We start from the raw sequence: 13,052 nt of genomic DNA, 5'->3' as shown, positions 1-13,052 counted from the left end.
CGTCAGCCCGCGGTCGGGTACGACACGTAGGCGAACCGGCGCGAGTCCGGGGCCCAGCTGTTGACGTTGACGGTCCCCTGACCGCCCGGGAGCGCGATCCGCTCGCGCGGGGCGCTCCAGTCGGCGGTGTCGACGACGACGAGCGACACCGCCTTGTCGGCGGGGTGTCCGAGGGTGCCCGCCGGGAACTCGATGTAGACCGCGGTGCGCCCGTCGGGCGCGAGGTGCGGGAACCAGTCGACGGTCCCGCTCGTCACGAGCCGCTCGACCTCGCCGCCGCCGTCCGGCACCCGCGCGAGCTGCGCGTGGCCGGGCTCGGTCGCCCAGCGCTCGGAGTTGAAGTAGATCCAGGCGCCGTCCGGCGACCACTCGGGGCCGTCGATGTGTCCCTCCCCCGTGTCCACGAGCGTCGAGGGCCCGCCCCCGCTCGCGATCACGGCGAGCCGGCCCGGCTCCTCGAACGACGCCATCCGCACGTAGGCCAGCCGGCGGCCGTCGGGCGAGACGCCGTGCAGGAAGTGCCAGACGCCCTCGTCCTCCGTGATCCGCTCGGCCGGACCGCCCGCGACCGGCGCGCGGTGGATGTGGCCGTCCATCGCCGAGAGGAAGACGTGCCGGCCGTCCGGGTCGAGCACGTGGTCGTTGTTGATCTCGGGCAGCGCCTCGTGCTCGATGCGGACGGGCTCCGCGCCCTGCGCGGGAGCGAGCGACCAGAGCACGCCCTCCCCGTTGATCAGGAGGGAGGCGCCGTCCGCCGTCCAGTTGGGCGCCTCGAAGAGGACCGCGGTGCTCTCGTGCACCACCTGGTCCTCCCCCGTGACGACGTCGTGCACGTGGATCCGGGCGACCTGCCCCGGAGCGAGGGTGCGGAACTCGGCCATGCGGGACGCCGTCAGCCCTCGGCCGCGACGTCGGCCTCGGTGGCCAGCGGGTACCAGGACGCCCCGTGGACCTCGAGGAAGTCGAACATCATCACGCCGCGGGGCACGCCGATCGCCTCCATCTCGTCGGCGATGGCGCTCATGCCCGACTGCTTCTGCTCGTCGGTGAAGCCGACCTGCGCGAGCAGCTCGATGAAGATGATGTCGTCGCGCTGCACGCCGGGGAACGTGCGGTTGAAGAACAGCTCGCCGGGCTGGTGGAGGCGGAACGACTGGAAGAGGTCGAACGCCGGCATCGGCAGGCCGCGGACCATCCCCTTCAGGATGGCCTCGCTGTACTCGGCCAGACGGGGGCGGTGCGACTCGTGGAGGTCGACGCGGGCGTGCGGCATGGATGGTTCCTTATCTAGGTGGGCGGCCGGCAGGATCGCCGGCCGCCGTGAGGGTGGATCCGGCGCTACTTCAGGGCGCCGGCCGCGAGGCCGCGCTCGAAGAACCGCTGGAGGAAGACGTAGGCGATGACGACCGGCAGGCCCGTGAGCACGGCGGCGGCGAGCACCTTCGTCTGGTCGTTGTTGTACTGGCCGACGAAGAACGACGGCACCAGGGTGATCGTCTGCTGGTCGGGGGTCTGCAGGAACAGGAGGGCGAGCAGGAACTCGTTCCACGAGTTGATGAAGACGAGGACCAGCACCGCCGCCATGATCGGTCGGCTGAGCGGCAGGAGGATGTCCCAGAACACCCGGACGATGCTCGCGCCGTCGACGCGCGCCGCCTCGATCAGCTCGCTCGGGATGCCGTCGACGAAGTTCCTCGCGAGCAGCGTCGTGAACGGGATCTGCAGCGCCGCGACCGGGATGATCACCGCCCAGAGCGTGTTGTAGGCGCCGACCCGGGTCACCGTCGCGAACAGCGGCGCGATCAGCACGACGCCCGGCAGCGTCAGGCAGATGAGCAGCAGCCAGAAGTACACCTCCTTGAACCGGATGTGCAGCTTCGAGAAGCCGAACGCCGCCGTCATCGTGCAGAACATCACGATGACGATCACCGCGGCCGAGATGAGCGCGCTGTTGATGAAGAACTTCGGCAGCACCGGCAGCGAGAGCACCGTCGCGTAGTTCCCCCAGCCGAGCCCCTCGAGGGAGCCCTGCACCATGGCGTACAGGGGGAACACGAACGGCACCACGAGCACCGTGAGCAGGATCTGCAGCCCGATCCGGGACCGCAGGCGTCGCGTCTCAAACACCGGCCTTCTCCTCTCGGGTGCGCGATCCGACCTGGATGAGCACCGCGGTGCCGATCGCGAGCAGCAGCAGCACGATCGAGAACGCCGCTCCGAGGCCGACGTCGGAGTACTGCACGCTGATCCGGTAGATCCGCGTGCCGAGGAACTCGGTCGCGTAGGTGGGGCCGCCGCTCGTGATGAGGAACGGGATGTCGAAGGTCTTCAGCGATCCGATCGCGGACAGGATCGCGATCGCGATCGTCGTGCCGCGGACCGAGGGCCAGATGATCGACGTGATGATCCGGATGTCGCCTGCGCCGTCGATGCGCGCCGCCTCGATGACCTCCGGCGAGATCTGACCGATCGCCGCGAAGTACAGGATGAACACGACGCCCGTGGACTGCCAGATCTGCACCGAGATGATGATGAACAGCGCGAAGGTGCCGTTCGAGAACCACGGCTGGGCGAGCCCGCCGAGCCCGATGCCCTCGAGGACGGTGTTCAGCGTGCCGGTCGGCGCGTAGATCTGCCGGAACACCGGCGCCGTGGTCGCGGGGGCCAGGACGACCGGGACGAAGATCAGGACCTTGTAGAGCGTCTTCAGGTACAGCCGCGAGTGCAGCAGGCACGCCAGCACGATCCCGAGCGCGACCTGCACCGCGAAGGTCACGACGTAGAACAGCGCCGTGTTCCCGAGCGCCCGCCAGAAGATCGGGTCGCGGAACATGCGCGCGTAGTTCTCGAGCCCGACCTGCAGCTGGAGCGGCGAGGCGCCGTCCCACTTGAGGGTCGAGAGGTAGCCCGTGTAGCCGATGCAGTAGTAGAGGACGCCGACCGAGACCACCAGGGCCGGCAGGATCCAGGGGATCCCCGTCGGCCGGGCGAGGCCGCCCCGCCGGCGTGACGACCTCTCGGTCGCCACGCCGGCGGCGTTCGTCGTCGCCGACGTCGTCATGCCCGTCCCCGCATGGGGCGTCCCGCCGTCGCCGACACCGGTCAGCCCTGCGAGTCGGCGACGGACTGCAGGCCGTCGGCGACGTCCTGCGCGGACTTGTCCGAGCTCACCATCGCCTGGCTGGCGTCGATGATCGCCTGGCTGGTCTCCGCCGCGAGCGTCGTGCCGTACCGCGGGTCGAGCTTGCCGTCGAGCGACGTCGCGAGCTTCTCCAGCTCGGGCCGCTGCACGTCGGGGGCGACCAGCTCGATCTTGTCGAAGTCCGGCTGCACGCCCTTCAGGGTCGCGACGGAGTCGAGGCCGTTCACGACCGCCTGCTGGCCCTCCGTCGTGTGCCCCATCCAGAGCGCGAAGGTGATCGCCGCGTTGCGGTTCTTGCTCTTCGCGTTCACCGCGTGCCCGGCGTCGACGTCGGAGAACACGGTCGAGGGGTTGCCCGCGCCGGCCACGTCCGGGAACGGGATCGGGAGCTCGACGACCGAGTCGCCGCTCGAGGACCCGCCCGCGCCCTCCACGGCGGCGGCGAGGTTCTTCTTGACGGAGTACTGCGCGTACCAGGTGCCCATCTGCACCATCGGGACCTTGCCGGTCAGGAAGGCGTTGTTGACGTCCGGGTACTGCATGATCCCGGTCGAGCCCTTGTCGAGGATGCCGTCGTCCTGCATCTTCCGGAGGATCTCGAACGACTTCACGAAGCCGGGCGAGTTCCACTTCGCCTTGCCGACGAGCGCCTTGGCCCAGAGGCCGGGCTCGACGCTGTCGACGATCGAGTGCATCGTGTCGACGACGAAGCCGGCGCTGCCGGCCATGCCCTCGCGGAAGCAGCCGAGCCCCTTCGACCGGAAGGTCTTGCAGACCGACACCCACTCGTCGTACGTCTTCGGCGGCTGCAGCTTGTACTTGTCGAACGTGGACTTGTTGATCCACATCAGGCCCGCGCCGACCTTGGCGAACTGCGCCCCGACGAGCCGACCGTCGATCGTGAACGCCTGGGTGCCGCCGTCGAAGACCTTGGACTTCCAGTCGTCGCCGAGCAGCTTCTTGATGTCCGGCGTCAGGTCGACCGCGTAGGCGGCGAACGTCTTGGCCGAGAAGGAGCCGGTGGCGTTGACCGAGAAGACGTCCGGGCCGTCGTTCGAGGCGAGCGCCGGGCGCAGCAGCGCGGCGTAGTTGTCGATCGGGACCTTGCGGTAGTTGACCTTGATGTCCGGGTACTTCTCGTTGAACGCCGCGATCTCGGCGTCGGCCACGTTGTTGTCCGGCGTCCAGCTCCACCACGTCACCGTGCCCTTGGTGGCGGACCCGCCGTCACCGCCGCCGCTGCTGCCGCTGCAGCCGACGAGGCCGGCCGCGAGGACCGCGACGCCGGCCGCGGCGAGCACCGTCCTGAACTTGGAATGGGGAGAAAACCGCATCGTCTTCCGTCCGTCGAGGTGTGGACGGATGGCGACGCACGCCACGTCCACGGGGCTGTGTGGCGGCAGCCTACGAGGACGATCGACGACAAAGCAATACTTGCGAACGAAAGCTCTCGCGTGTTTTCGTTCCGTTGTCGAACGTGCCGCGAGGTCGTTCGCTCAGCCCGTCCGATGAGGTGTCAGGTGGCGATGCAGCACGACCGAGGCCGCGCCCAGGGCCGCCGTCTCCGAGCCCACCGCGGCCAGTCGCACGGTGATCGGGTGCAGCTCCCGCATGAACGCCGTCTGCTCGACGCGGGTCCGGGCCGCGGTCAGGAACGCCTCCCCCGCTCCGGCGAACCCCGCGCCGGCGAGCACGACGAGGTCGAGGTCGAAGGTGTTGACGAGCGCCACGACCGCTGCCGCGAAGTGCTCGGCCGCGCGGCCGAGGATCGCTCCCGCCTGCTCGTCGCCGTCGGCGACGAGGCCGAGGAACCGGCCGTAGACGCGGTCGGGCGGCGTGCCGTCGTCGACGCCGAGCCGGGCCCGCAGCCCGCGCTCCGCGAGCGCCGCCCGGACGATCGACCGGGGGCTCGCGACGGTCTCGAGGCACCCGCGGGAGCCGCACCAGCAGGGCAGGCCGTCGGGGTCGACCGTGGTGTGGCCGATCTCGCCCGCGTTGCCGGAGGCGCCCCGGTAGATCGCACCGTTGATGACGATCCCGCAGCCGATGCCCTGGGACATGTAGATCGCGACGAAGTCCCGCCCGGGCTCCTGGCTTGCCCAGTACTCCCCCAGCGCCGCGCAGTTGGCGTCGTTCTCCCGCACGACCGGGAACCCGGTCCGGCGCTCGAGCTCGGCCTCGACGGGGTACGACTCCCATCCGTCGAAGGACGACGGCTCGATGCCGCCGACGGGCGAGCCGCGACGGCCGGCCGTCGCGACGCCGATCCCGGTGATGGACGCGCGATCGACGCGCTCCTGCTGGAGCAGGCCGTCGACCTCGGCCGCCAGCCGGTCCACCGTCACGACGAGCTCGTCGTCCCCGGTGCCCTGCACCTCCTTGCGCGCGAGCTCGGTGCCGTCGGCCCCGCAGAGCACGATCACGCAGCGGTGGAAGTCCAGCGTCAGCCCGACGGCGTGGGCGCCGCCGCCGTTCAGCCGGAGGAGCGCGGGGCGCTTCCCGCCGGTGGACTGCGCGTACCCGGACTGGACGATCAGCCCGGCGGACAGCAGCTCCTTCACGATCTTCGAGATCGTCGCCTCCGTCAGCGCGGAACGCCGCGCGAGGTCGACGCGGCTGATGGCGCCGCTCGAGCGGATGAGGTCGAGCACCGCGCTCCGCGTCTCGGCCGACGAGCGTCCGCGCAGCGTCGCCGGTGCCTCGGTGCTCCCGCTCATGGTCCGCTCCGCCCTGGTCGCCCGGGACGACACGCCCGGGAGGTCGACGGAATCTACACCGGGCCGGCACGACTCGGCCGCGAGCGGCGAGCGCGCTCGAAGCGCAGCGATCCGGACCGCCGGCGATGGTCGCCGACGGTCCCCGGCCGACAGGAGGCGGATTCATGACCGAGCAGCAGGGAGCGGGACGACGCGTCGTCAGCCCCGCGCAGACGACGGCGTCGGTGCGGACGAGAGGCCTCGAGCGGCCCCCGCGCAGCCGATACGCGGTGATCGGGTCGGGATGGCGGTCCACGGTCTACCTCCGCCTCGCCCACCTCCTGCCCGAGGTGTTCGAGGCGACCGGCGTGCTCACCCGGCGATCCGAGTCGACCGAGCGGATCGACCGGGACTTCGGGGTGAGGACGCACGGCACGGTGGAGGCGCTGCTGGCGGCGGACCGCCCCGACTTCGTGGTGCTCAGCGTGCCGTGGCCCGTCACGCCCGAGCTCACGCGGACGCTCGTGGCCGCGGGGGTCCCGGTGCTCGCGGAGACGCCGCCGGCGCCGGACCTCGACGGGATGCGGTCGCTCTGGGCGGACGTGGGGGCGTCGGGCCTGGTGCAGGTCGCCGAGCAGTACGCGTTCATGCCCCTGCACGCCGCGCGACTGGCGCTCACCCGGGAGGGCCTGATCGGCACCCCGGGGTCCGTGCAGATCAGCTCGACGCACCTGTACCACGTGGTCGCGATGATGCGCGCGTTCCTCGACGTCGGACGGGAGCCGACGGCGGTCGCGTCGCGGACCTTCACCGCACCGCTCGTGGACCCGATCACGCCGCAGGGCTGGACGCACGACCTCGAGCAGAAGCGGGCGCGGACGATCCTCTCCACGATCGACTTCGGCGGCGACCGGATGGGGCTCTACGACTTCACCGACGGCCAGTGGTGGAACCCGGTGCGGCCGGACCACCTCACGGTGCGGGGCGCCACGGGCGAGATCCACGACGAGACGGTCGTGCGCATGCTCGACGCGACCACGCCGGTGACGTCGCGCATCGAGCGCGCCGCCACCGGGATCGGGATGAACTACGAGGGCCTGGACCTGACCCACCTGTCGTTCGAGGGCCGGCCCGTGTTCCGCAACCGGTTCGCGGGCGCCGCGCTCTCGGACGACGACATCGGCACCGCCGAGCTGCTGGCGCGGACGGGAGCGTGGGCGCGGCAGGAGGGCCCGGCGCCCTACCCGCTCGCCGACGGGATGCACGACCACCACGTCGGCATCGCCATCGAGCAGGCGGCCGAGACCGGCGAGGTCGTCCGCACCGGCGAGGAGCCCTGGACGGCCGGCTGACGCCGACGCGGCCCCCCGCCCGGCGGCGGGCCGCGTCAGCCGCTCAGGTCGCGGAGGCGGACGTCCCGCCACCGGCACGCCGCGCCGACGCCCCACCGCTCCTCCCCGAGCAGCGGGTCGTTGTCGTGCACCTCGAACGCGATGTGGCCGCGCGGCCCCAGGACGTCGAGCACGGCCTCCGCGTCGAAGCCGGGCCAGGTGATCGCCGCGACGTCGAGCTCCGCGACGAGGACGTCGTTCACCCAGGTCGTCAGCACCGGCAGTGCTCCGACGCAGCGCACCCGCAGGTCGTTCCAGTCCCCGAAGCGCCAGGCCGCGAGGAAGGCGTCGGCGTCGCCGGCGCGCGCGAGCAGCGCCCGCTTCTCCGGCGTGATCGGCTCGACGCTCGTGGCCGGGTCCTGCTGCACGAGCCGGTCCGGGCGGCCGTCGCCGTCGAGACCGGCGTCGATCGCGAACGGCACGGCGTGGAATCCGGCCAGCCCGTTCCCGTAGAAGCCCCCGATGGAGCCCGACCGGCGGTGGTCGACGAGCACCTGCAGCCCCTCCCACGAGTCGCGGAGGCGGCGGACCATCACCCCCGTGTCGGCCGGCCAGTCCGGCTTCATCTGCAGCCGCAGCTCGAAGTCGCCGAACGCCTCCTCGCTGACGAGGTAGCCGCCGAACCCGCTGCCGGGCGCGTCCTGCTCACCGACGATCGCACCGTCCTCCACGCGCCAGACCGCGGCGTGCGCAGCCGCCTCGGCCGGGTCCGGGAGGGGGTGGTCGGACACGGCGGCGAGCATGGGGCCACCGGGGCGCACCGAGCCGTACACGCGCGGCGCGGGAAGCCAGCCGTCGAGCGTGCGGCCGTCGAACAGCGGCCGGAACCCCGTCTCGTCGTCGCCGTCGACGTCCATGCGCCCGCCTCCCTGCCGCACGTCCGCGGCGGATCCGGCGCCCGGTGAGGCGCTCGATGCGCGAAAGCTTTCATACCCTGCTGTTGCTTCGTCCGGAACCGCGCCCGTACGCTCGGGACCCCGAGCCCGGTCGCGTCGACGACGCCGCACCGGCACGCGCAGACGAGGCCCGATGACGACCACCGCGATCACGCCCGGCTCCCCGGGCTGGCTCCGCCCCCTCGGCTCGACGGGCCTGACCGTGTCCGCGATCGCGGCGGGCGGCGGACCGCTCGGCGGGATGCCCGAGCTGTTCGGCTACGACACCCCGGAGGACCGGGCGATCGCGCTGGTGCGGGACCTCGCGACCAGCCCGATCCGCATGATCGACACCGCCAACGGGTACTCCGACGGGCGCAGCGAGCAGCGCATCGGAGCGGCGCTGCGGGACCTGCCCGACAGCGGGCTGCTGATCGCGACGAAGGTCGACGCGGAGGACGGCGACTACTCGGGCGCCCGCGTCCGCGCCTCCGTCGACGAGAGCCGGGCGCGCCTCGGCATGGACCACCTCCCGCTCGTGCACCTGCACGACCCGGAGTTCCACCCCGGGGCCGGGTTCGACCGGCCGGGCGGTGCGATCGAGGTCCTGCTCGCACTGAAGGAGGAGGGGGTGATCGGCCGCATCGGCCTCGCCGCCGGACACGTGCCGACGATGGAGCGGCTGCTCGACACCGGCGCGTTCGACGTCGTCCTCACCCACTCCAGGGCGACGCTGCTCGACCGCGGCGCGGACCCGCTGATCGACCGCGCCCGCGCCGAGGGGCTCGGCGTGATCAACGCCGCCGTGCTGGGCGGCGGGCTGCTCGCCTCCCGGGCCGCGAGGCCGCTCTACGGCTTCCGGCCCGCCGGCCCCGCGGTGCTGCAGGCGGCCGCGGCGCTCCACGACCTGGCGGACGGGCTCGGCGTCGTGCTCGCCGACGCCGCCGTGCAGCAGTCCGTGCGCGACCCGCGCATCGACACGACCGTGGTCGGCTTCTCCAGGCCCGAGCGGGTGCCGAAGCTGCTCGAGGCGCTCGCCGCACCGATCCCGGACGAGTTCTGGGAGCGGGCGGCCGCCCTCCTGCCCGCCCCCTCCGTGTGGCTCGACGCCGCTGCGGACTGATCGACCACGGAGGAGCGCGCGATGGCACGAGCGGACGAGGGACTCGCAACGTCCCGGTCGCCGGGGCGGCAGGACCTGCAGCCCGGGCAGGTCTCCCGGGTCGTCGTCCACGACGTCGCGACCGGCGAGGGCCGGATCGTGCACGTGTCCGACCGGCTGCTCGAGTCGCCGAACTGGACGCCCGACGGCGGCACGCTCGTCGTCAACGGCGGCGGGGACCTGTACCGGCTGCCGGTCGGGGGCGGCGAACCGCAGCGGATCGACACCGACGGCGTCGGGCACGTCAACAACGATCACGTGCTGACGCCCGACGGGCGGACGGTCGTCTTCAGCGCGGCCGGCCACCTGTACCGCGTGCCGATCGACGGCGGCGCCGCGACGCGGATCTCGAACGACCCGGACACCGAGTACGGCTGCTGGCTGCACGGCATCTCGCCGGACGGCGGGACGCTGGCGTACGTCGCCGTCGAGCCGGAGGGCGGCGACCCGCGCGGGCGGCGCAACCTGGCGACGATCCCCTTCGCCGGAGGACCCGACCGCCTCCTCACCGACGGCACCGGCTACGACGGGCCGGAGTACTCGCCCGACGGGCGCTGGCTGCACTACAACTCGGAGGAGGCCGCGGAGCGGCCGGGCCACGCGCAGCTCTTCCGGATCGCGCTCGACGGCGGCCGACCGACCGGTGCCGCGCCCGAGCGGCTGACCGCCGACGACCGGGTGAACTGGTTCCCGCACCTCGACCCCGGCGGCACCAGGGCGGTCTACATCAGCTACGACCCCGGCACGGTGACGCATCCGGCCGACACGTGGGTCGAGCTGCGCCTGATCCCCGCCGCGGGCGGCGAGCCGGTCACCGCGGTCGCCCTGTTCGGCGGCCAGGGCACGTTGAACGTCAACGGCTGGGCGCCGGACGGCAGCGCCTTCGCCTACGTCGACTACCCGTCCCGCGCCTATGCGGACGAGCACGGAGGAGCAGCATGAGCGACGAGGACCTGCCCGATTTCGACCGGTTCGACATCGACGACGCGTGGCGCGTCGGCAGCGCGCTGGTCGAGCACTGCCGGGCCGAGCGCCTGCCGGTCGTCGTCAGCATCACGCTCGGCGAGCAGCGGGTCTTCCACGTCGCGCTGCCCGGCGCCACCGCCGACAACGACGCGTGGGCCGAGCGGAAGGCGAACGTCGTGCGGCGGTTCGACCGCTCGTCGAAGGCGGTCGCCGAGCACTACCGCGTCGACTCCTGGCCGGAGTTCTACGAGACGTTCGCGCTGGCGCGCACCCGGTTCGCCGTCGGCGAGGGAGCGGTCCCCCTCCGGGTGCACGGCGCGCAGGTCGGCGTGCTCGCGATCTCGGGCCTCGAGACCGGCGGCGACCACGACCTCGCGGTCCTGGGGCTGCGCCTGCCGCACGGCGCCGGGCGCCGCTGAGCGGTCGGCTCAGTCGGCGGGGGTCGGCGCCGGCGCCGTGGAGTGGCGGACGACCAGCGACGTCGCCAGGTCGATGTGCGACACGGCGAAGCCCGGCTCGTCGCGGAGCCGCACGAGGAGGCGGGTCGCCTGCTCCGCCATCTCCGCGAGCGGCACGCGGATCGTGGTCAGCGCCGGCACCACCCACGCCGCGGCCTTCAGGTCGTCGTAGCCCACCACGGAGAGCTGCTCCGGGATGCGCACGTCGAGCGCCCGCGCCGCCTCGTACACGCCGAGGGCCTGCAGGTCGTTCGACGCGAACACCGCGGTGGGCGGATCGCGCAGCTCGAGCAGGGCCCGGCCCTGCTCGAGGCCGTCCTGCCGGTGGAACTCGCCGTGCCGCACGTACTCGTCCGGCAGGCCGACGCCGGCGGCGTCGAGCGCGGCCCGGAAGCCGGACACCCGCGCGACCGACGCGATCATGTCGTCCGGACCGGTGATGATCGCGATGCGCCGGTGGCCGAGGTCGAGCAGGTGCCGGGTGGCCGCGAAGGCGCCGCTCCAGTCCGCCGAGCCGACGGAGTGCTCGGCGAGCCCGGTGCGGCCGCCCTGGTCGATGGCCACGACGGGCACCTGGCGCGACTGCAGCTGGCGCTGCTGCGCCTCCGGCAGCTCGGCCCCCACCAGCAGCACGCCGACGGGACGGCGGGCGATGACCCCCTCCATCCATCGGGAGTCGGACACCTTCCGGTCCTGCGTGTTCGACACGACCATGCCGAGGCCGTGCTCGCGGGCGATGCGCTCGACGCCGGCGATCAGCTCCACGGCCCAGGTGCTGTCGATCTCCCACACGAGCACCTCGACGAGGGACGCGGGCCCCTGCGCCGTCTGCCGCCGGTTGTAGCCCTGCTCCTGCAGCAGCGCCTCGATCCGCGCCCGCGTCTCGTCCGACACCCCGGGGCGCCCGTTCAGCACCTTCGACACCGTCGAGATGGAGACGTCGGCGAGCGCGCCGATCTCGGACAGGGTGGCGCCCGCGGCCTCGCCGTCGGGGACCTTCATCGACATGGTTCCCGAGCGTAGCGACGCCCCGCGCCGGGCTCAGGCCGGCAGTCGCAGCGTGATCGCGCCGTCGCCGCCGGTCAGCCCGAAGTCGGCGGAGGCGCCGCCCGCGGTCGCGCGGTAGCCGCCCTCGAAGCCCTCGACGCGGATCCGGCCCTCGGCGTCGGTGCGCACCGTCGTCGGCGCGAGCCACCACTCCCCCTTGATCAGGCCGTGCAGCGCGTCGTAGGAGGGCTTGCGGCTGCCGTCCTTGCGCAGCACGCCGACGGGCGCGCCGAGCCAGGCGCCCTCGTCCGTGATGCCCCAGGCGTTGATGACGCGGACCGAGGGGTGGCCGACCAGCGTGCGGTAGTGGCGCACCAGCTCGTCCGCCTGCCGCGCCTCCCCCTCCGGCGTGGAGGGCCAGTCGGGGATGCGGTAGTCGTTCAGGTCGTCGATCTCGGGCGGCATGAGGTGCCCCGACACGATCGTCGTCTCGGTCATGTGCAGCGGCAGGCCGTAGCGCGCGAACCGGTCGAGCATCGCGGTGGTCCACTCCTCGCCGCGGTAGCCCTGGTGCATGTGGGTCTGCAGGCCGATCGCGTCGATCGCGACGCCCGCCTCGAGCAGCCCCTCGATCAGGCACTCGTACGCGGAGCCGAGGTCGAAGTCGTTGATGAGGAGCGTCGCGGACGGGTTGCCGGCCCGCGCCTCCTCGAACGCGAGCTTCACGGTCGCGATGCGGCCGCGGTCGCGGGCGAGGTCGGTGATGCGGTTCGCGCCGTTGTCGAAGACCGGCATGATCACGGCCTCGTTGATCGCGTCCCACACGTCGATGAGGCCCGCGAACTCGGCGGTCAGGCCACGGCTGCGCTCCCGCTGCAGCTGCTCGACCTCGTCGAGGGGCAGTCCCGCGAGCCAGGAGGGGGTGATCGTGTGCCAGAGCAGCGGGTGCCCCTTCACCGTCACGCCGCGGTCGGCGAACCACTGCGCGGTGCGGCGCAGCCGCTCCCGGTCGGGCTCCCCGCGCCGGGGCTCGTACCGGCCCCAGTAGAACGGCAGCGTCACCTGGTTGAACAGGCCCAGCCACGCGTCGGACAGCGTCTCGAGGTCGAGCGACGACGCGGTGCCGAACGCCTCCACGTCCTCGACGCCCTCGGGCGCCGGGCCGCCGACGAGCGGCAGGAAGTCGAAGCCGATGTTGCCGAAGCCGAACGCGTGCGAGGTCTGCTCGACGACCACCTCCGCATCGGCGAGCGGCGCGCCGTCCGCGCCGAGCACGACGACGTCGGCCCCCGCGGTCTTGGCGGGGAGGGCGGTCGGGATGCGCGCGACGGAGGGCACAGGGGTTCCTTCGGGAGGAGGGCGGTGCGGAGGGCTC

Annotated in this window: 13 protein-coding genes; 4 read left to right on the top strand and 9 right to left on the bottom strand. The window is 72.6% G+C overall.

The features are described from left to right. Positions 1–2: 2 nt before the first annotated feature. The 6 genes from ABEA53_RS00880 to ABEA53_RS00855 all read right to left on the bottom strand — a co-directional run bounded on the left by ABEA53_RS00880 (position 3) and on the right by ABEA53_RS00855 (position 5,859). Positions 3–881, bottom strand: a complete 879-nt coding sequence (locus tag ABEA53_RS00880) for a TolB family protein (protein ID WP_345479014.1) — start codon at positions 879–881, stop codon at positions 3–5. Positions 882–892: 11 nt separating this feature from the next. Beyond that, positions 893–1,273, bottom strand: coding sequence for a tautomerase family protein (locus tag ABEA53_RS00875; RefSeq protein WP_345479013.1), 381 nt, complete (start codon positions 1,271–1,273; stop codon positions 893–895). 65 nt (positions 1,274–1,338) lie between these two features. Further along, complete coding sequence (locus tag ABEA53_RS00870; RefSeq protein ID WP_345479012.1) at positions 1,339–2,127, bottom strand: carbohydrate ABC transporter permease; 789 nt, start codon at positions 2,125–2,127, stop codon at positions 1,339–1,341. Beyond that, positions 2,120–3,061 (bottom strand): carbohydrate ABC transporter permease, encoded by a 942-nt coding sequence (locus tag ABEA53_RS00865; protein WP_345479011.1) that lies wholly within the window; start codon positions 3,059–3,061, stop codon positions 2,120–2,122. The genes ABEA53_RS00870 and ABEA53_RS00865 overlap by 8 nt, the downstream gene beginning before the upstream one ends. A gap of 41 nt (positions 3,062–3,102) precedes the next feature. Next, complete coding sequence (locus tag ABEA53_RS00860; protein ID WP_345479010.1) at positions 3,103–4,476, bottom strand: ABC transporter substrate-binding protein; 1,374 nt, start codon at positions 4,474–4,476, stop codon at positions 3,103–3,105. A gap of 162 nt (positions 4,477–4,638) precedes the next feature. Continuing rightward, positions 4,639–5,859: an ROK family transcriptional regulator gene (locus ABEA53_RS00855; protein ID WP_345479009.1), complete on the bottom strand. Its 1,221-nt coding sequence runs from the start codon at positions 5,857–5,859 to the stop codon at positions 4,639–4,641. A gap of 164 nt (positions 5,860–6,023) precedes the next feature. On the opposite strand from ABEA53_RS00855, the gene ABEA53_RS00850 reads away from it, so the two are divergent. Then, positions 6,024–7,190 (top strand): Gfo/Idh/MocA family protein, encoded by a 1,167-nt coding sequence (locus tag ABEA53_RS00850; protein ID WP_345479008.1) that lies wholly within the window; start codon positions 6,024–6,026, stop codon positions 7,188–7,190. Positions 7,191–7,225: 35 nt separating this feature from the next. On the opposite strand, the gene ABEA53_RS00845 is transcribed toward ABEA53_RS00850, so the two are convergent. Further along, positions 7,226–8,086 carry a 3-keto-disaccharide hydrolase gene (locus ABEA53_RS00845; RefSeq protein ID WP_345479007.1) on the bottom strand — a complete coding sequence of 287 codons (861 nt, stop codon included), beginning with the start codon at positions 8,084–8,086 and terminating at the stop codon, positions 7,226–7,228. A gap of 172 nt (positions 8,087–8,258) precedes the next feature. On the opposite strand from ABEA53_RS00845, the gene ABEA53_RS00840 reads away from it, so the two are divergent. The 3 genes from ABEA53_RS00840 to ABEA53_RS00830 are packed head-to-tail and all read left to right on the top strand — an operon-like array spanning position 8,259 to position 10,651. Continuing rightward, entirely contained in the window at positions 8,259–9,227 is a 969-nt protein-coding gene (locus ABEA53_RS00840; RefSeq protein WP_345479006.1) for an aldo/keto reductase, read from the top strand. A gap of 21 nt (positions 9,228–9,248) precedes the next feature. After that, positions 9,249–10,208 carry a TolB family protein gene (locus tag ABEA53_RS00835; protein WP_345479005.1) on the top strand — a complete coding sequence of 320 codons (960 nt, stop codon included), beginning with the start codon at positions 9,249–9,251 and terminating at the stop codon, positions 10,206–10,208. Beyond that, entirely contained in the window at positions 10,205–10,651 is a 447-nt protein-coding gene (locus ABEA53_RS00830; protein WP_345479004.1) for a heme-binding protein, read from the top strand. Before ABEA53_RS00835 ends, ABEA53_RS00830 begins: the two co-directional genes overlap by 4 nt. Before the next feature lie 9 nt (positions 10,652–10,660). On the opposite strand, the gene ABEA53_RS00825 is transcribed toward ABEA53_RS00830, so the two are convergent. Beyond that, the gene (locus ABEA53_RS00825; RefSeq protein ID WP_345479003.1) at positions 10,661–11,698 is read right to left on the bottom strand and encodes a LacI family DNA-binding transcriptional regulator; all 1,038 of its coding nucleotides are present in this window, start codon (positions 11,696–11,698) and stop codon (positions 10,661–10,663) included. A gap of 33 nt (positions 11,699–11,731) precedes the next feature. Beyond that, a complete protein-coding gene (locus tag ABEA53_RS00820) occupies positions 11,732–13,015 on the bottom strand; it encodes an endo-1,4-beta-xylanase (RefSeq protein ID WP_345479002.1) in 1,284 nt (427 codons plus the stop codon). Between the last annotated feature and the right edge of the window lie 37 nt (positions 13,016–13,052).

The organism is Amnibacterium soli, assembly GCF_039544415.1.
Lineage (GTDB): Bacteria > Actinomycetota > Actinomycetes > Actinomycetales > Microbacteriaceae > Amnibacterium > Amnibacterium soli.
Note: the sequence above shows the minus strand (reverse complement) of the source record. Positions and strands in the feature narration are given on the sequence as shown.

Bases quoted from the DNA above. Each gene is read 5' to 3' on its own strand.
- ABEA53_RS00850 (WP_345479008.1), top strand. From the start codon at position 6,024: ATGACCGAGCAGCAGGGAGCGGGACGACGCGTCGTCAGCCCCGCGCAG.
- ABEA53_RS00840 (WP_345479006.1), top strand. From the start codon at position 8,259: ATGACGACCACCGCGATCACGCCCGGCTCCCCGGGCTGGCTCCGCCCC.
- ABEA53_RS00825 (WP_345479003.1), bottom strand. From the start codon at position 11,698: ATGTCGATGAAGGTCCCCGACGGCGAGGCCGCGGGCGCCACCCTGTCC.
- ABEA53_RS00880 (WP_345479014.1), bottom strand. From the start codon at position 881: ATGGCCGAGTTCCGCACCCTCGCTCCGGGGCAGGTCGCCCGGATCCAC.
- ABEA53_RS00860 (WP_345479010.1), bottom strand. From the start codon at position 4,476: ATGCGGTTTTCTCCCCATTCCAAGTTCAGGACGGTGCTCGCCGCGGCC.
- ABEA53_RS00835 (WP_345479005.1), top strand. From the start codon at position 9,249: ATGGCACGAGCGGACGAGGGACTCGCAACGTCCCGGTCGCCGGGGCGG.
- ABEA53_RS00830 (WP_345479004.1), top strand. From the start codon at position 10,205: ATGAGCGACGAGGACCTGCCCGATTTCGACCGGTTCGACATCGACGAC.
- ABEA53_RS00865 (WP_345479011.1), bottom strand. From the start codon at position 3,061: ATGACGACGTCGGCGACGACGAACGCCGCCGGCGTGGCGACCGAGAGG.
- ABEA53_RS00855 (WP_345479009.1), bottom strand. From the start codon at position 5,859: ATGAGCGGGAGCACCGAGGCACCGGCGACGCTGCGCGGACGCTCGTCG.
- ABEA53_RS00875 (WP_345479013.1), bottom strand. From the start codon at position 1,273: ATGCCGCACGCCCGCGTCGACCTCCACGAGTCGCACCGCCCCCGTCTG.
- ABEA53_RS00845 (WP_345479007.1), bottom strand. From the start codon at position 8,086: ATGGACGTCGACGGCGACGACGAGACGGGGTTCCGGCCGCTGTTCGAC.